Origin of the sequence: Enterobacter sp. 2VL, from assembly GCF_005503595.1 — a bacterium.
GTDB classification, from domain to species: Bacteria; Pseudomonadota; Gammaproteobacteria; order Enterobacterales; family Enterobacteriaceae; genus Enterobacter; species Enterobacter cancerogenus.
The window spans coordinates 235,823-256,196 of the sequence record NZ_SCNE01000002.1; the positions used below are offsets into that span (position 1 = coordinate 235,823).

Here is a 20,374-nt window from a genome sequence, read left to right on the forward strand (position 1 = left end):
CGCGTTATCCCCTCTCCCTTGAGGGAGAGGGTTAGGGTGAGGGGGAAATGCGCTCGCAGATGCCCTCACCCCGGCCCTCTCCCACGGGGAGAGGGAGAAACCACTCAGCGGCAGCCTCGGTTGCCGTTTTGTTTTACTTTCATTCGAAATTAAATTTGTGCTCCCCGTCACCTTGTTATTAGAATGTTTCAAAACGAAGTGACTCTGGAGCACAGTATGACCGTAAAAGTTATCGTCACCGATATGGACGGTACTTTCCTGGATGACGCCAAGCAGTACGACCGCGACCGCTTTCAGGCACAATTCGAACAGCTTAAGGCCCGTGATATTGAATTTGTTGTCGCCAGCGGCAACCAGTACTACCAGCTAATCTCCTTCTTCCCGGAGCTGAAAAATCAGATCTCCTTTGTGGCGGAGAACGGTGCGCTGGTGTTCGATCATGGCGAACAGATTTTCCACGGCGAGCTGACCCGCCACGAAGCGCAAATCGTCATTGGCGAACTGCTGAAAGACAAAGGGCTGAACTTTGTCGCCTGCGGGCTGGAAAGCGCCTACGTGAGCGATCGCGCCCCCGAGGCGTTTGTGGCGCTGATGTCAAAGCACTACCACCGTCTGAAGCGCATCGGCGACTACCGTGAAATCGACGACGTGTTGTTCAAGTTCTCCCTCAACCTGCCGGACAGCGATATCCCGAATCTTGTCGACAAACTGCACGTGTCCCTGGACGGCATCATGAAACCCGTCACCAGCGGTTTCGGGTTTGTCGATCTGATCATTCCCGGCCTGCACAAAGCCAACGGCATCAGCCGCCTGCTGAAGCGCTGGAAAATCTCACCGCAGGCGTGCGTGGGTATCGGCGACAGCGGCAACGACGCGGAAATGCTGAAGCTGGTGAAGTACTCCTTTGCCATGGGCAACGCGGCTGAAAGCATCAAGGACATTAGCCGCTACAGCACCGACGATAACAACCATCAGGGCGCGCTGAACGTTATTCAGGCCGTGCTCGACGCTCACTCCCCGTTCGACATCTGATCCTTCTCCTGCCGGGGCATCGCTCCGGCACCGCACGCGTTTCCCATCCTGTGGCACAGGTCAAGTTTTTAAACTTGCATTAACTTATTTTTAACTTAAAGTATCACTTGTAGATAACTTTACTTTCGAATGAAAGATGCGAGGCAGTAATGACGTTTACCAGTGAAATTTTGCCTGCGGATCACAAAGCGGCGATTCGTCAGTTGAAACGCGAGTTACGCGCACAGATCGGTGACGTTCAGGCGGTGTTCGACAAGCTCAGCGACAAGATTGCCACCCGCGTGGCGGAAATTAACGCGCTGAAGAATAAAGGCGAAAGCGTCTGGCCGGTGATCCCGTTTGCGGATGTCAAAAACGGCACGATAACTGCGGAACAGCGCGACGCGGTAAAGCGTCGCGGCTGTGCGGTGATCAAAGGTCATTTCCCGCGCGAGCAGGCGCTGGCGTGGGATAAGTCGATGCTCGATTACCTCGATCTCAACCACTTTGACGAGGTGTATAAAGGGCCGGGCGATAACTTCTTCGGGACCCTGACGGCCTCTCGCCCGGAGATTTACCCGATCTACTGGTCGCAGGCGCAAATGCAGGCGCGCCAGAGCGAGGAGATGGCCCAGGTACAGTCGTTCCTGAACCGTTTATGGACATTCGAGAGCAACGGCAAACGGTGGTTCGACCCGGACGTTAGCGTAATTTATCCGGACCGCATTCGCCGCCGCCCGCCGGGAACCACCTCGAAAGGATTGGGCGCACACACCGATTCCGGCGCGCTGGAACGCTGGCTGCTTCCGGCCTATCAGCAGGTCTTCGCGCGGGTGTTTGACGGCAACGTCGATCAATACGATCCGTGGAACGCCGCGCACCGTACCGAGGTGGAAGAATACACCGTGGATAACACCACCAAATGTTCAGTGTTCCGCACCTTCCAGGGCTGGACGGCGCTGTCGGACATGATCCCCGGTCAGGGTCTGCTGCACGTGGTGCCGATCCCGGAAGCGATGGCCTATATTCTGCTGCGTCCGCTGCTGGACGATGTCCCTGAGGACGAACTGTGCGGCGTCGCGCCGGGACGCGTACTGCCGGTTTCAGAGAAGTGGCACCCGCTGCTTATCGAGGCGCTGACCAGCATTCCGGCGCTGGAAGCCGGAGATTCCGTCTGGTGGCACTGCGACGTGATCCACTCCGTTGCACCGGTTGAAAACCAGCAGGGCTGGGGCAACGTGATGTATATCCCCGCCGCGCCGATGTGCGAGAAAAACCTCGCCTACGCGAAGAAGGTCAAAGCCGCGCTCGACACCGGCGCGTCGCCGGGCGATTTCCCGCGCGAGGATTACGAACAGACGTGGCAGGATCGCTTTACCCTGGACGACCTGAACATCCACGGCAAACGGGCGCTGGGCATGGCCTAGTCGTCGTACAGCCCTTCCCGCTCGACGGCGGTGCGTCGCTTGCCCTGACGTATCCGCCGTACCGACTCCCTTACCGTCAGCGTGCCGTTGAGCAATAGCGTGCCGACCGGGGCGTCCGGGCGCATCAACCGCTGCTGGAGCATGTGCACCGCCTCCACGCCCAGCTCATCGCGCGGGACGTGGACTGCGGTTAACGGCACGTCCTGAATCGCCGCCAGATTAAAGCCGTCGATGCTCATCACCGAAACATCCTGCGGAACCCGCAGCCCGTGATTTTGCAGCGCACTGATGGCACCCGCCGCCATAAAATCGCCGCCTACCAGAAACGCCGTGGGCAGCTCTTTTCCCTGCCGCTGCCCGAGCCATTCGCTGAACGCGCGCTCGGTCTCTTTGGCACTGAAGCTTTGCACCTCCAGCAGATCGCGTTTGTCGTCGAAGCTCAGATTATGCGTGCGCCACGCATCGCGGATCCCCGACAGACGCAGCTCCATGGTATAGCGCCGCAGACAGAGCACGGTCATCACCTCACGATGCCCCATCTCGAACAGGTACTCCGCCGCTCTTTCGCCAATCGCACGGTGATCCGGCGCAACGGCAGGCAAGCGCGTATGCCGGTCACGGCAGTTGATAAGCATGCACGGTTTGCCCACGTCGACCGCCAGATCGTGAATGTGCGGATCGTCGATACCCAGCAGGATCGCCGCCTGGGTATCCGGCTCGTTCATGCGCGTCAGAAACAGCTGAGCGTCGCCGTCGTTTTCCTCCAGCGCGCAGTAGCGCAGACGCACCTCGTGCGAGGCCAGCCCTTTGCTGATGCTCTGGATCACGCGGTAGTAAAAGATATCGGACCGCTCGTCGAACGCCCGCTGGGGGGCAAAAATCACCAGGCTATTGAGCAGCAGACGGCCCGCTGCCAGACCGTCCATCACGCCCAGCTCCCGCGCGCAGGCCAGCACTTTCGCCCGCGCACGTTCGCTGGTGTTGGCTTTGCCCGCCAGCACGCGCGAAACGGTGCTGATCGAGAGCTGCGTGCGCTCAGCGATTTGAGTGATTTTTAACCTTTTATCCATTTTGTGATCTGGCTCCGGTTGTGTCATGAAAATTTTTTCATATCGCCGCCAATGCTCAATAACTTAGCTTCACAGGCCACGAACGATCAATCACAAAGGATCATGAAAAGTTTTGCATAAAATCCCCTGTTGTCCAGCAACTTTCTCCCCTACTGTGCAGTTATCACACAAAACGCATCGAATTGGTATAACAGGTTTAATCCATAAAACCGTTACCATTCAGCGAAATATAAAAAAGTGTGTGACAACTTACTTTCTCTATCCTGCCGTCCGTCTTGTGGAGATCAAAATGAGTCAGGACATCAATACACCCCTTGCGGCAAGCAAAACCCGCCGCGTGATTAAGAACCTGCGCTGGTACGTTCTGGTCCTGTTTTTACTGGGCGTGACCGTTAACTACATCACCCGTAACTCGCTGGGGATCCTCGCGCCCGAGCTAAAAGAGAGCCTCGGGATCACCACCGAACAGTACTCCTGGATCGTCGGGGCGTTCCAGATTGCCTACACCCTTTTTCAGCCCCTGTGTGGCTGGCTGATTGACGTTATCGGCCTGAAGATTGGCTTTATGGTGTGCGCCGGTCTGTGGGCGCTGATGTGTATTTTTCATGCCGGGGCCGGAAGCTGGCTGCATCTGGCGATCCTGCGCTTCTTTATGGGCGCCTCAGAAGCGGCCGCCACCCCCGCGAACGCCAAAACCATTGGCGAATGGTTCCCGAAATCGGAACGTCCTGTCGCGGCTGGCTGGGCGGGCGTGGGCTTCTCGGTCGGCGCAATGCTGGCCCCGCCCATCATCTACTTTGCCCATGCCTCGTTCGGCTGGCAGGGCGCGTTTATGTTTACCGGCGTGCTGGCGCTGCTGTGGGTGATTTTATGGTGGGCGTTCTACCACAACCCGGAGCAGCACCCGAACCTCAGCAGCGAGGAGCTGGCGTTTATCAAACAGGATAACGAGCCACCGCCGGTCACACTCCCCTTCCTCACCGCACTGAAAACCGTGTCGAAGAACAAACGCTTTTACGGTATCGCCATTCCGGCCTTTATGGCCGAGCCTGCCTGGGCGGTACTGAGCTTCTGGGTGCCACTGTACCTCGCCAAACAGCACGGGATGGACCTGAAGCAGATTGCGATGTTCGCCTGGCTCCCCTTCCTGGCAGCAGATCTCGGCAGCGTGGCGAGCGGTTACCTTACCCGGCTGTACACCCGCCTGTTTGGCTGCTCACGCGTGAACGCCGTGGTCGCAAGCTCCGTAACCGGCGCATTCCTGATGATCTCGCTCGCCGTCGTGGCGATAACCCGTGACCCGTATATCACCATCGCGCTGATCTCCATCGGCGGCTTCGGGCACCAGATTATCTCCTGCATGCTGAGCGCACTGGTCGTGGAGTCGTTCGACAAAGGCCAGATGGCGACCGTCAACGGCATGCGCGGCTCGGCGGCGTGGATCGCCAGCTTCCTGTTCTCACTTTTGATTGGGGTGACCGCCGACAAAATTGGCTTTAACCCGCTGTTCATTGCCATGGGTTTCTTTGACCTGATTGGCGCTGTTTTCCTGGTGGCATTTATTGCTGAACGTCGCGCCACGCGCGCCTGATAGTGGATGTATTGCATATGAAAACCCTGAAAAACTGGACCGTCGATACGCAGTCGGCGAACCATCTGGAACTGCTGGTCGATAATCAGCACCGCCTGTGCCTGTACGTGCTGGAAGAGAACCTGTTCCGCGTGCTGATTAAACGCAAAGGCGAGCTGGCGCTGGACCGCACCTGGAGCATCGCGCCGGAGAAAGACGTACCGTGGGAAGGCCGCCACCGCGACGATCTGAGCGGCTTCACCTGCCCCTGCTGGACGCTTTCGCAGCAAGACGGTGTGCTGACGATGGCCACCGACAAACTGCGCGTCACCGTGCACCAGCCGCTGTGGCTGGAGTGGCATTACCGCAGTGACGACGGCCAATGGAACCCACTGGTCAGTGACCGTCCGACCAGCGCCTACCTGCTTAACGCGCACGGCGACGGCGTGGCGCACTACCTGACCCGCCGCAAGGACGAGCGCTTCTACGGGCTGGGAGAAAAAGCGGGCGATCTGCAGCGCAACGGTAAACGCTACGAGATGCGCAACCTCGACGCGATGGGCTATAACGCCGTCAGCACCGACCCGCTGTACAAGCATATTCCGTTCACCCTTACCCGCCGCGACGACGTAAGTTACGGCCTGTTTTACGACAACCTGAGCAGCTGCTGGCTGGATCTGGGCAACGAGATCGACAACTACCACACCGCCTACCGCCGCTGGCAGGCGGAAGCAGGCGATATCGATTACTACATTTTCACCGGTAAGCGGGTGCTGGACGTCACCAAAGCCTTTGTGCGTCTGACCGGTAAAACGCTGTTTGGCCCGAAATGGAGCCTGGGCTACAGCGGGTCAACCATGCACTACACCGACGCGCCGGACGCGCAAAACCAACTGATGAACTTTATCCGCCTGTGTGAGGAGCACGCTATTCCGTGCGACTCGTTCCAGCTTTCGTCCGGGTATACCTCGATCAACGGCAAGCGCTACGTCTTTAACTGGAACCATGACAAAGTGCCGCAGCCGAAGGTGATGAGCCAGGCGTTCCATGACGCCGGGTTAAAACTGGCCGCCAACATCAAGCCGTGCCTGCTGCAGGATCATCCGCGCTATAACGAGGTGGCGGAAAGAGGCCTGTTCATTCGTGATTCAGAAACCGATGCACCAGAACGTTCCAGCTTCTGGGATGATGAAGGCTCGCACCTCGACTTCACCAACCCGCAGACGGTGCAGTGGTGGCAGAACGGCGTCACCACGCAGCTGCTGGAGATGGGCATCGATTCCACCTGGAACGACAACAACGAGTATGAAGTGTGGGACGGAGAAGCGCGGTGTCATGGCTTTGGCAACGACATTGCCATCAAACACATTCGCCCTGTGATGCCGCTACTGATGATGCGCGCCTCGCTGGAAGCGCAGCAGCGCTTTGCCCCGGAAAAACGCCCGTATCTGATCTCCCGCTCCGGCTGCGCCGGGATGCAACGCTACGTCCAGACCTGGAGCGGCGATAACCGCACCAACTGGGACACACTGCGCTATAACATCCGCATGGGGCTGGGCATGAGTTTATCCGGACTGTTTAACGTCGGTCACGACGTGGGCGGCTTCTCCGGCGATAAGCCCGATGCCGAACTGTTCGTACGCTGGGTGCAGAACGGCGTGATGCATCCGCGTTTTACCATCCACTCATGGAATGACGATTGCACCGTTAACGAGCCGTGGATGTATCCGGGCGTCACGCCTGCCATTCGCGGCGCGATTGAGCTGCGCTACCGCCTGCTGCCGTATCTCTATACCCTGCTGTGGCAGGCGCATGCGGACGACGAGCCGATGCTGCGCCCGACCTTTCTCGACCACGAACACGATCCGCAGACCTTTGAAGAGTGCGATGATTTCCTGCTCGGTCGTGACCTGCTGGTGGCAAGCGTTGTCGACGCCGGTCAGCGCGAGCGCCGCGTCTGGCTGCCGGATAACGTAACCGGCTGGTATGACTATTACACCCACGAGTGGTTCTCTGGCGGCCAGTGGATCGTCCGCGACGCGCCGCTGGAAACCCTGCCGCTGCTGGTACGCGCCGGGGCCGGTCTGCCGCTGAGCGAGCGCATTACCCACGTGAGTGCTGAAAAAGACGATACCCGCGAGCTGAAGCTGTTCCCGGTGAAAGGCGTGGGTACCACGTCGGGCCTGCTGTTTGAGGACGACGGCGAGAGCTGGGGCTACCAGCAGGGCAATGCGCTGTGGGTTGAGTGGCAGATGGTGTGCGACGGGGCGAGCATTCATCTGAATATCGCGGCACGCGGCGACTATCGTCCGGCGTGGAAGGTGCTGAAGGTGTCGTTACCGGCGGGGGAAAAACGTACGCTGCGGGTGAATGGTGTTGAAGGGGGTGAGTGGGAGGTGTAGTGCGGCCTGATACCCTCACCCTAACCCTCTCCCACGGGGAGAGGGAACAGAATGTAGGCCGGGTAAGGCGAAGCCGCCACCCGGCTTTTTTTAGCCGTCGATACCTTTGCTACGCAGGTAATCTTCGTAGTTACCGGTGAAGTCCACCACGCGCTCTGGCGTAATCTCAATCACGCGGGTCGCCAGGGAGCTCACGAACTCACGGTCGTGAGAGACGAAGATCAGCGTACCCTGATACATCTCCAGCGCCATGTTCAGCGATTCGATAGATTCCATGTCCAGGTGGTTGGTAGGTTCATCCATCACCAGGATATTCGGTTTTTCCATCATCAGTTTGCCGAACAGCATGCGGCCTTTTTCACCACCGGAGAGCACTTTGGCAGGCTTTTTGATGTCGTCCTGGCTGAACAGCAGACGCCCCAGAATACTGCGCACCGCCTGCTCGTCATCGCCTTCCTGCTTCCACTGGCTCATCCAGTCGAAGACCGTCAGGTCGTTTTCGAACTCGTACTCGTGGTCCTGCGCGTAGTAACCGATCTGCGCGTTTTCGGACCACTTCACGGTACCGTTGTCCGGCTGCAGTTCGCCCACCAGCGTTTTCAGCAGGGTGGATTTACCCACGCCGTTGGCACCGAGGATGGCAATCTTCTCGCCCACTTCCAGCAGCAGGTTGAAGTTTTTAAACAGCGGACCGCTTTCAAAACCTTTTGCCAGGGCTTCCACTTCCAGCGCATTACGGAACAGTTTCTTGTCCTGCTCGAAGCGGATGAACGGGTTCTGACGGCTTGACGCTTTGACTTCGTCGAGCTTGATCTTGTCAATCTGACGGGCACGCGAGGTTGCCTGACGCGATTTTGAGGCGTTGGCGCTAAAGCGGCTGACGAAGGACTGCAGGTCAGCGATCTGCGCTTTCTTCTTGGCGTTATCAGCCAGCAGACGTTCACGCGCCTGGGTTGCCGCGGTCATGTATTCGTCGTAGTTGCCCGGGTAAACGCGCAGCTCGCCGTAATCCAGATCCGCCATGTGGGTACAAACCATGTTCAGGAAGTGACGGTCGTGCGAGATGATGATCATGGTGCTGTCGCGGTCGTTCAGCGTCTGCTCCAGCCAGCGAATGGTATCGATGTCCAGGTTGTTCGTCGGTTCATCGAGCAGCAGGATGTCAGGATTTGAGAACAGCGCCTGCGCCAGCAGCACACGCAGCTTCCAGCCCGGCGCGACTTCGCTCATCGGGCCGTAGTGCTGTTCAACCGGAATACCGACGCCCAGCAGCAGCTCGCCCGCGCGCGCTTCGGCTGAGTAGCCGTCCATTTCACCGTACAGCACTTCGAGATCGGCCACTTTATAGCCGTCTTCTTCGCTCATTTCGGCCAGGGCGTAGATGCGATCGCGCTCCTGCTTCACTTCCCACAGCTCTCCGTGTCCCATGATCACCGTGTCGAGCACGGTGAACTCTTCGAAGGCGAACTGGTCCTGACGCAGCTTACCGATACGCTCGTTAGGATCGAGCGACACGTTGCCGAGCGTCGGCTCCAAATCACCGCCGAGGATCTTCATAAAGGTGGATTTTCCGCTACCGTTGGCACCAATCAGGCCGTAACGGTTGCCGCCGCCAAATTTGACGGAAATATTTTCGAACAGCGGCTTACTGCCAAACTGCATAGTGACGTTGCTGGTAACTAACACGGAGAGATTCCTGCGAAAAGTGTGATAAACGCGGCATTATGCCACAATTCCGAATTGAGATCCCGTGTTGCAGCAATGCACTAAACTTTAACAAATTCGAAAAAAATGTGATTTCGTACACATCTGAATTCCCAGTGAGCAGGAATGCACATATAATGCGCTCCCATCACAGATTCAGACTTATCAACTCATCGCCGGAATGGCTTAGATACCTCGCAAAACATGAACATGAAATTAACAACGCTTTTTGCGGCAGCGTTAGCCGTCGTAGGTTTTTGCAAAACCGCCTCTGCGGTGACTTATCCCTTGCCGACAGACGGAAGCCGTCTGGTAGGTCAAAACCAGGTTGTCACCGTTGAAGAGGGCAACACCCAGCCGCTGGAATACTACGCTGCGCAATACCAGCTTGGTCTGTCTAACATGCTGGAAGCCAACCCGGGCGTCGACCCGTACCTGCCAAAAGCGGGCACCGTACTGAACATTCCTCAGCAGCTGATCCTGCCTGATACCGTTCATGAAGGCATCGTGATCAACAGCGCGGAAATGCGTCTGTACTACTACCCGAAAGGCACCAACACCGTGATCGTGCTGCCAATCGGTATCGGCCAGCTCGGTAAAGACACCCCGCTGAACTGGACCACCAAAGTTGAGCGTAAGAAAGCCGGCCCAACCTGGACGCCAACCGCCAAAATGCACGCGGAATACATCGCTGCCGGTGAGCCGCTGCCAGCCGTCGTCCCTGCCGGCCCGGATAACCCGATGGGTCTGTATGCGCTGTATATTGGCCGTCTGTACGCTATCCACGGTACCAACGCTAACTTCGGTATCGGCCTGCGCGTCAGCCACGGCTGCGTGCGTCTGCGTAACGACGACATCAAATTCCTGTTCGACAACGTGCCGGTGGGTACGCGCGTGCAGTTCATTAATGAACCGGTGAAAGCGACGTCGGAGCCAGACGGCAGCCGTTACATTGAGGTGCACAACCCGCTCTCCACCAGCGAAGACCAGATCAACAACAACGAAATCGTGCCAATTACCCTGACCAGCGCGGTACAGGCCGTGACCTCTCAGGCCGATGTGGACACGACCGTTGTCGATCAGGCGATCCAGAACCGTTCCGGTATGCCGGTGCGTCTGAACTGATAGCAACACGCATAAAAAAGCGGGCCTCGAGGCCCGCTTTTTTTTATCCGTTATTGACGATAACAATCCCGCCGTGGTCGTACCGATAGTGGCAGTGGGCGTACTCCAGCGGCGTACCGTCTTCAAGATAGATCACCTGCTCTACCTCCAGCACAGGGTCGGTTTGCTCGCAGACCAGGTGCTGCATATCCAGTTCGTTGGGCTTCAACGCCCGCACCACCCGATACGACCCCATGATTTTCAGCCCGAGCGTCTCCTGCACATACTGGAACACCGAACTTTCAAGATGGCTCTTGTTTAACCCCGGCACCAGGTTCAGCGGCATGACCGTGGAATCCAGCGACATCGGCTCGCCGTTCAGCAGACGCAGGCGGATAAAATCATAGACCGGCGCATCGCCGTTAATCATCAGCGAGGCCTGCTCTTTCTCGTTGGGGAAGCGCAGTTCAAAATGCACCACCTGGCTGCTCACCGTGCCAAGGTGTGCCCAGGTTTTGGTTGCGCCAAAGTAGTCGCTGCCAGAGAGATCCCACTGCGAAAGCTGGAGGAAGTTTTTGCGGATAAACGTCCCCTGCCCCTGACGGGTGTAGACCAGCCCTTCGACAATCAGCTGGCGCATCGCCTGCTGAATGGTCATCCGGCTGGTGCTGAACTCCGCCGCCAGCGCGAACTGGTCCGGCAGCGGTTCATTGGCGGCGTACTGCTGGCTGATAATGCGTTTCTTGATTTCCCGCGCTATGGTGATGTACTTCGCCGCCATCGTCCTGTCCTTCTGTTTAGTTTTCTATCCCGCTGTTTTTCAACGCCACTCTCTCGGCTATTTTGAGGAAAGGCAGGTAGAAGAATACACCAAATGTCATGATTGCCAACTGCACGACCACGGCACGCCAGTCCCCCGCTGTTGCCAGCCAGGCGCTGAGGATCGGCGGCGTGGTCCAGGGGATCATCACCACGCAGCGCGACATCAACCCCAGGGTGGTGCAGAGCCAGGCGAAATAGATGCCGATGGCGGGCAGAAGAACAAACGGGATCATCAGCGGCAGGTTAAAGACAATCGGCAGGCCGAAGATAACCGGCTCGTTGATATTAAACAGGCCGGGCGCCAGAGACAGACGGGCCACCTGCTTCGCCGATTTTTGCCGCGAGAAGATGAAAATGGCGATCAGCAGCGAAATGGTGCTGCCCGTACCGCCGATCATGCCAAAGGTCGGGACAAAGATGTTGTTGATGATATGCGGGATCGGCTGACCGTTAGCAAAGGCCAGCATGTTCTCGTTAGTGTTAATCAGCAGGAACGGTTCCAGAATCACGCTGTTGACCACCGACTGGTGAATACCCAGCGTGAAGAGGAAGTTGCCGAAGCTGTAGATAAAAATCGTCCCCGGCAGGCTGGTGTTAATCAGGCGCAGCGGCTGCTGGATAAAGGTGGTAATGAGGTGGATCAGATCCGTGTGCAGGACATTCGCCAGCACGGCGGCCAGCACGGCAAACAGAGAGAGCGTAATGATCGTCGGGATCAGCGCGGTAAAGGATTTGCTCACCGCAGGTGGGACATTTTCCCCCAGAGAAATGTGCAGCGCCTTAAGGCGCGAAATGGCGATAAAGATTTCCGTCGACAGCAGGCCAATCAGCACCCCGGCGAAAATCCCGGTGCTGCCAATATTGCCAAACGACAGTACCTGGGTAACGTTGACCGCCGTCTGGCTGCCTGCAGGCGTGAGCGAGAGCTGCATCGGCATCATGATGATAAAGCTGCTGACGGCGATAACCACTGCCGAGACCGGATTGTCGAAATCTTTGTTACGCACCAGCGCCCAGGCAATCATCGGGGCCAGCAGCAGCGCGGCGATATTCAGCGTACCGTTGATTATCGCCTCGCCCCACACCTTGAACTGCGCCAACGTGTCGCCTTCAAAGATCCACGGAAACACCACGTTATTCACCAGCACCGCCAGCCCGGCGAGGATGAAAATCGGCATCACCGTGGCGAAGGCATCGCGCAACGAGCGCAGGTGCACCTGGTTTGCCAGGCGCGCCGAGAACTCTACAAATTTGTCGACAAAAGACTGCATATGCGGTGTTATTTTTGCTTCAGACATAGCGGATATTTTCCATCAATCAGTCACAAAAACGGCCTGGCAGCGTACGGCTTACATCTCGCGTCCGTTGGTATGGATGACCTGTTTCAGCCACGCGTAGCTTTTCTTCGGCACGCGCTTGAGGTCTTTCAGGTCGTGGTTTTCACGGTTGACATACACCACGCCGTAGCGTTTGCGCATATCGCCCTGCGAGCTGAGGATGTCAATTAACCCCCAGCCGAGATAGCCCATCACCTCGGCGCCATCCTCAAACATCGCCGCCTTCATCGCCTCGATGTGCGCCCGGTGATAGTCGATGCGATACGTGTCCTCAATCGGGTTCACGCCGTCCCAGGACTCAATGACGCCAATGCCGTTTTCAATCGGGAACACCGGCATGCGCCAGTCGTTGGCGTAGCGGGTGATGATGGTGCGAAAGCCCATAGGGTCGATCTGCCAGTTCCATTCCGTTGCCTTGAGATATGGGTTGTTCTTTTCACCGTGCTGCAGGTAATAGTTAACCGGCGTACCTTCCGGGATCGCGTCGCTGTCCAGCGTTTTACTGGCGTAATAGCTGAAGGCCATAAAATCGTTTTTGGTGCGGGCGAACAGCGCCAGATCCTCGGCGCGGTAGATATCGCCAAAGCCCTGCTGCTCCACTACCGCCATCACCGCCGGGCTGTAGCCCTGGCCGGCAAAGACACGCAGCAGGTTCTGGTTGAGGAATTCGTCGTACTGCTGGGCGCAGAAGATATCGCGCGGCTTGCAGGTTGCGGGGTAGATCAGCTGGTGCGCCAGCATGCCGCCCATCAGCTGGCCTGGCCGGGACTGGTGCAGATACTCGGTCAGCGCCATGTGCGCCACCATGGTGTGATGCTGCACTTCGTACAGCTCGCGCAGGGTTTCCTCCCCTTTCATATAGCCGGAGATGCGGAAGGCTATCGGCATGTGGAAAATATTCTGCTCGTTAAAGGTCAGCCAGTACTTCACCCGGTCGCCGTAGCAGTCGATCATCTTTTTGCCGTAGCGGATAAACGCCTCCACGACGCGACGATCGTTAAATCCGTTGTACTCCTGCGCCAGCGCCAGCGGCATATCGAAGTGGTAGAGGCAGACCATCGGCTCAATGCCGCGGGCGATCAAATCATCGATAAAGCGGTCGTAAAAGGCGATACCCTCGTCGTTAAAGTCGCCGTCACCCTGCGGGCAGACGCGGCTCCAGGAGATCTGAAAGCGGTAGCAGTTCATGCCCAGATCCTGCATCAAATCAAAGTCTTCCCGGTAACGGTGGTAAGAGTCGGTCGCCACTTTCCAGTCAGAGATATTTTCACCGGCTTCGCGAATGTCGTACACCGACATCCCCTTTCCGCCCTCGTTCCATGCCCCTTCCGTCTGCATGCTCGACACCGAGTTGCCCCACAAGAAGTTTGCTGGCAGTGATTGATTCATGGTCGCCTCCTATATGACTAGTCATTTAAATGATATGACTAGTCATATAGCCGGAGATGAAATTTCGATCAAAGGGGAGGAACGATTTTTGTGAGATGGGTTTGAATAATGACGAGGGATGCCTTGCGAACTGCGCCGTGGCAGCAAGTCCTTTTGCTGCCAGACGTAATGAGTCTGCGCACTTCAGGGGAAAGATACCGAACCGCCGAACTCCATATAGATTTTTGCCAGATTAGTTAACTGGTTAAAGCGATTTTCATACAGTGCCAGTTCGGCCTGACGGCGTTTCTCCTGAGCATCAAGCCAGAAAGAAATTCGCACCGCGCCCTGGCGGTAGCGAACTTCGTTTAGCCTCTCTGATTTTTTCGCCAGTTCCAGGCCTTCACGTAGAAGCGTCTCCTGTTCCAGGAGTTGATGACGCAAAGCAAGCGCATCTTCTATGCTACTCATCGCCTTGTAAAGTTCCTGTTTAAACTCCAGAACCCGTTGCTCGTAGTCGTTGCGGGCAATCTTCACGTCCATGCCCCTTTCTCTCCATTCCAGGAACGGAAGGGTCAGGTTTGCTCCAACAGAGCCTACAGGATTTTCCAGGAAGGCCATAAGGCTGCTGCTGCTGGTGCCAAGCGAGCCGGTCAGACTAAACGCTGGATAAAATGCAGTACGCTGGACATCAACGGTGGCCAATGCTTCCCGTACCCGCCACTCTTTAGCGCTGATATCGGGTCGATGCCGCAGCACGTTGACCGGGATCTTTCCACTGACCTGCGGCAGTGGTCCCACTGGTAACGCTTTCGGTTCGACTATCGCGCTGCCCGGCGCGGTTCCAAGCAAAACGGCTTGCTGATTGAGCGCCTGTAAACGTTCATTCTTCAACGCCGCCAGCCTGTTTTCCTGCGAAAGCACGCCCTGCTGAGCATCCACAACATCCAGAGAGGAGGCACCACCCGCGGCATAACGCGCGTTAGCCAGGCGCAGCGTCTCTTTTGCATAGTCGATGCTTTGTTGCAGGACAGACAGCTGCTGGTTAATAAAGCCTAAGCGCCAGTAATTATTACTGGCATTTGAAAGCAGCGTCAGTCGGGCAGAACGCAGATCCTCTTCCGAGGCAAAACGTGCCCACGCCTTCGCATCGCGCTGCCGCGCTATTTTGCCCCACAGATCCAGCTCATAGCTGGTATTAATACTGGCAACGCTGCCCCTGCTCCAGTTGGCTGAGCTGTTCAGCTGTTTTTTACCGTCAAGCGCGAGCGAACCTGTGAGTCCCGGATCGTTTGCGATGCCAATCCGCTCTTCGTCCAGGCGGGCGCGATACACACGCAATACCGCTCCCGCGACATCGTTATTGCGCACCATCACCTGCCGCAGCCAGCCGTCGAGGTCTGGATCATTAAAGGCCTGCCAGTCGAACGGCATCCTCTCCTCCGCAGCATCCGCCTGATACCAGTTGGCAGGGTACTTCACCTCAGGAGGCTGATAGTCGCTTTTCAGAGAGTCGGCGCAGCCAGCACTAAGCAGGACAGTAAGGCATACCGTTAAAGGGGATAATATTTTCATGGGTTACTCGCTGGCCAGTGAAACGACCGGATCCATCCTTGCTGCCTTGCGGGCAGGGAGATAACCAAAGATCATGCCGATTAACGTTGAGCAGAAGAATGCGGCAGCAGCGGCCTGCCACGAATAAATGGCGGTGAAAAGGCCCCCTGCCAGCGCGGTGAACAGCGCTCCGGCAGCATACGACAGTGCAATACCTAACACTCCGCCTATCAGACATACCAGCACAGCCTCAATCATAAACTGCTGCATGATATCGCCCTGACGCGCACCGACCGCCATTCGCACGCCAATCTCATGGGTCCGTTCCGTGACCGACACCAGCATGATATTCATCACCCCAATACTGCCGATCATCAGCGAGATGCAGGCCACCATCAGAATCAGGATGCTAAAGGTCATTGAGGTCCGCTCGATTGATTGTCGAATCTGCTCAAAATTATAAAGCTGGAAGTCTTTCACGCCGTGGCGTTGAGTAAGAAGCTGAGAAATAGCGCTGACCGCTGCCTCGTTGGCAACATCATCCTTAAGCCTTACGCTGATGCTGGTCAACACCGGTTTTCCTGTCATTCGATACATCACCGTGCTGTAAGGCATCCAGACGTTAATGCGATTAGGCGCATAGCTTCGGCTGTTCCCTTTGGCGATGCCGACAACCCGTGCAGGCACGGAACCCAGAAAAACGATTTGCCCAAGTGCCTTGAGTCCCGCATCGTCAAATAACGCCTTGCGGGCGTTTTCATCAATGATGACTTCCTGCGAGGCATTTCGATCGTCCTGGAAAGTTGATCCCTGCAACAGTTCAATACCGTTTACGCGAAAATGATCGCGCCCAACGCCGTTGATCGTGGCGGTAGCGGATTTACCCAGAAAGCGAATGTTGTCGGAAGCGTTAACTTCGGGGCTGACGCTGTCAACAAACCCCTGCTTTGCTAATGCTTCGGCGTCTGCCGGGACCAGTGTACGAATGGCTTCGGTGCTGTCGTCAAAGAAATCCCTTCCCGGGTAGATGCTCACCACGTTGGTTCCAAGCTCCTTGATATTATCAAGGGTTCGCTGTTTCGCGCCTTCACCCAGCGCCACCACCGTAACAACCGCGGCGATACCAAAAATAATGCCCGTCATGGTTAACGTCGTGCGCAGGCGATGCGCATTCATCGCTTTTAACGCCATGTGCAGGGATTCACGGGTACGATCAACAATACTTTGCCACCAGCTTTGCTGAACGCTGTCAGGTCGTTTAAGGGCAACCCCGGAGGTAACACGACTGCCGGTATCAGAAATAATTTCACCGTCACGCAGCTCTATAATACGGTTAGCATGCTGCGCTACCTTCATATCATGTGTCACCATAACCACGGTATGGCCACGCTGATTCAGTTCACTGAGTATTGACAGTACCTCCTGACCGGACTGCGTATCCAGCGCGCCGGTGGGTTCATCCGCCAGAATGATTTCACCGCCGTTGATCAGCGAGCGGGCGATACTTACACGCTGCTGCTGGCCGCCTGAAAGCTCTCCCGGCTTATGATGTTCACGACCTTCCAGCCCGAGTCTTCCAAGCAATGTCGCCGCGCGCAGACGGCGCTTTTCGCGCTCGCTATTGGCATAAATCGCTGGAATTTCAACGTTACTTAACGCGCTCAGGTCGGGCATTAAATGATAACGCTGGAAGATAAAACCGATGTGCTCACGGCGGATCCTTGCCAGATCGTCAGGTGAAAGCTGGGCGGCATTTTGACCGCTGATATAGTAGTCGCCACAATCAGGAACATCGAGACAGCCCATAATATTCATCAGGGTTGACTTACCGGAACCGGAGGCACCGATGATCGCGACCATCTCCCCGGCAGCGATAGTCAAATCAATCCCTTTAAGCACGGTGAGATCCTGTCCACCGTTCCGGTAGGTGCGGCTGATGCCCTTGAGTTCTATGATATTACTCAAGATACAAACCCTTCCCCGGGTGCTTTTTCACCCGGCTGCGATAACACAACATGTTCCCCGGCTTTTACACCGTCCAGGATCTGGATATCCACACTGTTAGTAATGCCGGTTTTGACCTCACGGGTTTCCAGCCGGTTATCACTGGTCACTATCTGCACCTGCTGCTTGTTGCCACTCACTTTGTGCACAGCCTGAATCGGCACCAGTAACGTATTTTTAGCTTCTCCAGCCAGCAAGGTCACCTGTGCTGTCATGGCAATTCGCAGCCGATTTTCTGGATTGGGAACATCCAGCAGCGCGTTGTAGTACACCGAAGCATTTGACGTGCCTGACCCCGAGGATGAGCTACTGCTGGCCAGGCTATCATCTTTCATAACCGACTCAGGGGCCAGTTCAACGGTACGTAACGTGGCGTCATAATGCTTATCCGGCTCAGAGAAAATGGTGAATCTGGCTTTCTGTCCCGGTGAAATTCGCGTGATATCCGCCTCAGAGATCTGGGCTTTAATTGTCATCACGTCCAGACGGGCGAGTTTGATAATGGTCGGCGCACTTTGGCTGGAGTTAACCGTTTGGCCCTGTTGGGTGACAACGGCAATAACAATGCCGTCCATGGGAGCAACAACTTTTGTATAACCCAAATCGACCTTTTTCTTGTCGACATCAATTTGCGCCTGGACGAGTTTGGCGTTCAGTGCCGATAACTCAGCGCGGGTACTGGCAAGCGTGGTTTCAGCCGTTTCGAAATCTTCCCTCGAGCTGGCATCCTCATTTAGCATCTGGCGCTGGCGCTTAAAACGCAATGAGGCTTGCTTCAACTGCGCCTGCTTAGCCTGAAGGTCCGCTTTTACCACGTTGAGAGCAGCTTCTGCGTTGCGTAAATCATTACGCTGCGGCACGTCATCAATTTCAGCGATGAGCTGTCCTTTAGTGACACGATCGCCTAACTTCACTTTCAGCGACTTAACCTGACCAGAAACCTGTGCCCCAACGTTGACCCGCTCAATCGCATCAATTCGACCGGTAGCAAGTACGGCGTTTTCAATATCGCCGATGCGTACTGGAGCGGTAACATACTCAGGGACCTCGGGGCTTCTCAGGAAGAAAAACAAGGCGATGCTAAAAATAATTAGCAGAGCCGCAGCACAGGTCAATACGCGTCGGGGAGGGAATTTTGTTAGCATTACGCAGGTTTTCCATAACGATAAACAGCAGTGAATCAGGCATCATAGTAACATCGCCAGTATTTACGGGAAGTAAACACCGCGCTATTTGGTGAAGTAGCGTCATCGTAGACCCCCGCCATCAATTACACAGAATCACCCGGTCCGCCTGTAAACCGCCGCAAGAGTGGGATTTTGTGCCTGAATCCACAGATTCCCCTTTTGCTGAGCCCCACCTGCGATTTTTCCCATAATCGATTCATTGTGCATTAAGTGCTTAATTATAGTTGCAACCTAAACATGATAATAGTAATTATTATCATTAGCATTTGCATTGGTGGTTTATCTGGCAAGGTATACAGAGGTATCAGGAAACAAGCCTCTCCAGGTTTGTTGACCGGTCTCACACTCAACAAATGCATCAGAACACCGCGGCGTAGCAGCACGACGCCGTTTGGGCTGTTCAACAGGACAACGGCGCGTAAGCGTTAATGGAAGCCGGGACAAGGAATTCCCGATTCACCCGCCTACGTCACGGAATAGTCACCGACAGGACCGTCCGTAAGGCTGGTGAAACTCAAAAAGGACGCGGCGTCTGTCAAAGCAGGCTTAACGAAAATTAACGTCCTGCTGCTGGCATATGACTGCGTCGACTTCCTGATTTAGTTCGTCAAGCGGAGAGGGATTTTCTCATGCGTATTTTGTTTGTAGGCCCGCCTCTCTATGGGCTGCTGTATCCTGTGCTGTCTCTGGCACAGGCGTTTCGCGTTAACGGCCATGAAGTGCTGATCGCCAGCGGAGGAAAATTCGCCCAAAAAGCGGCAGAAGCGGGGCTGGTGGTATTTGACGCCGCACCCGGTTTTGATTCTGAAGCCGACTATCGCCGTCGCGAGGCACAGCGAAAAGAAAGTAACATCGGCACAAAAATGGGCAACTTCTCATTCTTCAGCGAAGAGATGGCCGACCACCTGGTGGAGTTTGCCGGACACTGGCGGCCCGATCTCATCATATACCCGCCGCTCGGCGTCATCGGGCCTCTGATTGCCGCCAAATACGATATACCGGTCGTAATGCAAACCGTCGGCTTCGGCCATACGCCCTGGCATATCAAAGGCGTAACGCGTTCGCTCGCGGACGCCTATCATCGCCACGGCGTTGCGGCCGCACCGCGCGATATGGCCTGGATCGACGTAACACCACCGAGCATGAGCATTCTTGAAAACGACGGCGAACCCATTATTCCCATGCAGTACGTCCCGTACAACGGCGGCGCGGTGTGGGAACCGTGGTGGGAGAGGACGCCCGACCGTAAACGTCTGCTGGTGAGCCTCGGTACCGTCAAACCGATGGTCGACGGCCTTGACCTGATCGCCTGGGTGATGGATTCCGCCAGTGAAGTCGATGCCGAGATCATCCTGCATCTTTCGGCCAATGCGCGGTCGGATCTGCGCTCTCTGCCGTCAAATGTTCGCCTGGTCGACTGGATACCCATGGGAGCCTTCCTGAACGGCGCAGATGGCTTCATTCATCATGGTGGCGCGGGCAATACCCTGACGGCGCTGCACGCCGGTATTCCACAGATCGTCTTCGGCCAGGGTGCCGATCGCCCGGTCAATGCCCGCGCTGTTGTCGAACGCGGCTGCGGGATCATCCCCGGCGACGATGGCCTGTCGAGCAGCATGATCAATGCTTTCCTCGACAATCGTGCGCTTCGCGACGCCTCTGAAGAGGTAGCGGCGGAAATGGCAGCGCAACCCTGTCCGAGCGAGGTGGCGAAAAGCCTGATCGCGAGGATACAGAAAGGGTAGCCACTGCGCCGTCATGACGATCATACGCCAGCACGCATCCAGGAATCATACGCCCGTAACAATGCGGGA

General features: G+C 56.3%; 14 protein-coding genes. 6 read left to right on the forward strand and 8 right to left on the reverse strand.

Annotation, left to right across the window (positions count from 1 at the left end; all coding sequences use genetic code 11):
* The first annotated feature begins 216 nt into the window (after positions 1-216).
* Both FFS28_RS05530 and FFS28_RS05535 read left to right on the forward strand, forming a co-directional pair.
* Positions 217-1,032 (forward strand): Cof-type HAD-IIB family hydrolase, encoded by an 816-nt coding sequence (locus FFS28_RS05530; protein WP_042321105.1) that lies wholly within the window; start codon positions 217-219, stop codon positions 1,030-1,032.
* 149 nt (positions 1,033-1,181) lie between these two features.
* Positions 1,182-2,438: a DUF1479 domain-containing protein gene (locus FFS28_RS05535; protein WP_137848999.1), complete on the forward strand. Its 1,257-nt coding sequence runs from the start codon at positions 1,182-1,184 to the stop codon at positions 2,436-2,438.
* Here the strand turns inward: FFS28_RS05535 and FFS28_RS05540 are convergent.
* A complete protein-coding gene (locus FFS28_RS05540; RefSeq protein ID WP_137849000.1) occupies positions 2,435-3,508 on the reverse strand; it encodes a LacI family DNA-binding transcriptional regulator in 1,074 nt (357 codons plus the stop codon). The genes FFS28_RS05535 and FFS28_RS05540 overlap by 4 nt on opposite strands.
* 289 nt (positions 3,509-3,797) lie before the next feature.
* Here FFS28_RS05540 and FFS28_RS05545 point away from each other — a divergent pair, with 289 nt between their 5' ends.
* The gene (locus FFS28_RS05545) at positions 3,798-5,099 is read left to right on the forward strand and encodes an MFS transporter (RefSeq protein ID WP_137849001.1); all 1,302 of its coding nucleotides are present in this window, start codon (positions 3,798-3,800) and stop codon (positions 5,097-5,099) included.
* 17 nt (positions 5,100-5,116) lie between these two features.
* Positions 5,117-7,480 carry a glycoside hydrolase family 31 protein gene (locus FFS28_RS05550; protein WP_137849002.1) on the forward strand — a complete coding sequence of 788 codons (2,364 nt, stop codon included), beginning with the start codon at positions 5,117-5,119 and terminating at the stop codon, positions 7,478-7,480.
* Between the two features lie 90 nt (positions 7,481-7,570).
* Here the strand turns inward: FFS28_RS05550 and FFS28_RS05555 are convergent, their stop codons facing one another.
* Positions 7,571-9,166 carry an ABC-F family ATPase gene (locus tag FFS28_RS05555; protein ID WP_137849003.1) on the reverse strand — a complete coding sequence of 532 codons (1,596 nt, stop codon included), beginning with the start codon at positions 9,164-9,166 and terminating at the stop codon, positions 7,571-7,573.
* A 222-nt stretch (positions 9,167-9,388) separates the two neighbouring features.
* Between FFS28_RS05555 and ldtB the strand changes: the two genes are divergently transcribed.
* Positions 9,389-10,309: a L,D-transpeptidase gene (gene ldtB, locus FFS28_RS05560; RefSeq protein WP_137849004.1), complete on the forward strand. Its 921-nt coding sequence runs from the start codon at positions 9,389-9,391 to the stop codon at positions 10,307-10,309.
* Positions 10,310-10,352: 43 nt separating this feature from the next.
* On the opposite strand, the gene FFS28_RS05565 is transcribed toward ldtB, so the two are convergent.
* The 6 genes from FFS28_RS05565 to etsA form a co-directional block, all read right to left on the reverse strand.
* The gene (locus FFS28_RS05565) at positions 10,353-11,069 is read right to left on the reverse strand and encodes a GntR family transcriptional regulator (protein ID WP_006177325.1); all 717 of its coding nucleotides are present in this window, start codon (positions 11,067-11,069) and stop codon (positions 10,353-10,355) included.
* Positions 11,070-11,085: 16 nt separating this feature from the next.
* Positions 11,086-12,408 (reverse strand): PTS sugar transporter subunit IIC, encoded by a 1,323-nt coding sequence (locus FFS28_RS05570; RefSeq protein WP_137849005.1) that lies wholly within the window; start codon positions 12,406-12,408, stop codon positions 11,086-11,088.
* Positions 12,409-12,459: 51 nt separating this feature from the next.
* On the reverse strand, positions 12,460-13,836 hold the full coding sequence (locus tag FFS28_RS05575; protein ID WP_042321087.1) for a glycoside hydrolase family 1 protein: 1,377 nt from the start codon (positions 13,834-13,836) through the stop codon (positions 12,460-12,462).
* Positions 13,837-14,019: 183 nt separating this feature from the next.
* Entirely contained in the window at positions 14,020-15,390 is a 1,371-nt protein-coding gene (etsC, locus tag FFS28_RS05580) for a macrolide efflux RND transporter outer membrane subunit EtsC (protein WP_137849006.1), read from the reverse strand.
* A 3-nt stretch (positions 15,391-15,393) separates the two neighbouring features.
* Positions 15,394-17,334: a MacB family efflux pump subunit gene (locus tag FFS28_RS05585; RefSeq protein ID WP_088207623.1), complete on the reverse strand. Its 1,941-nt coding sequence runs from the start codon at positions 17,332-17,334 to the stop codon at positions 15,394-15,396.
* Positions 17,331-18,518: a macrolide efflux RND transporter periplasmic adaptor subunit EtsA gene (gene etsA, locus FFS28_RS05590; RefSeq protein WP_137849007.1), complete on the reverse strand. Its 1,188-nt coding sequence runs from the start codon at positions 18,516-18,518 to the stop codon at positions 17,331-17,333. The genes FFS28_RS05585 and etsA overlap by 4 nt, the downstream gene beginning before the upstream one ends.
* Before the next feature lie 671 nt (positions 18,519-19,189).
* Between etsA and iroB the strand changes: the two genes are divergently transcribed.
* Positions 19,190-20,305: a salmochelin biosynthesis C-glycosyltransferase IroB gene (gene iroB, locus FFS28_RS05600; RefSeq protein ID WP_137849008.1), complete on the forward strand. Its 1,116-nt coding sequence runs from the start codon at positions 19,190-19,192 to the stop codon at positions 20,303-20,305.
* Positions 20,306-20,374: the final 69 nt, after the last annotated feature.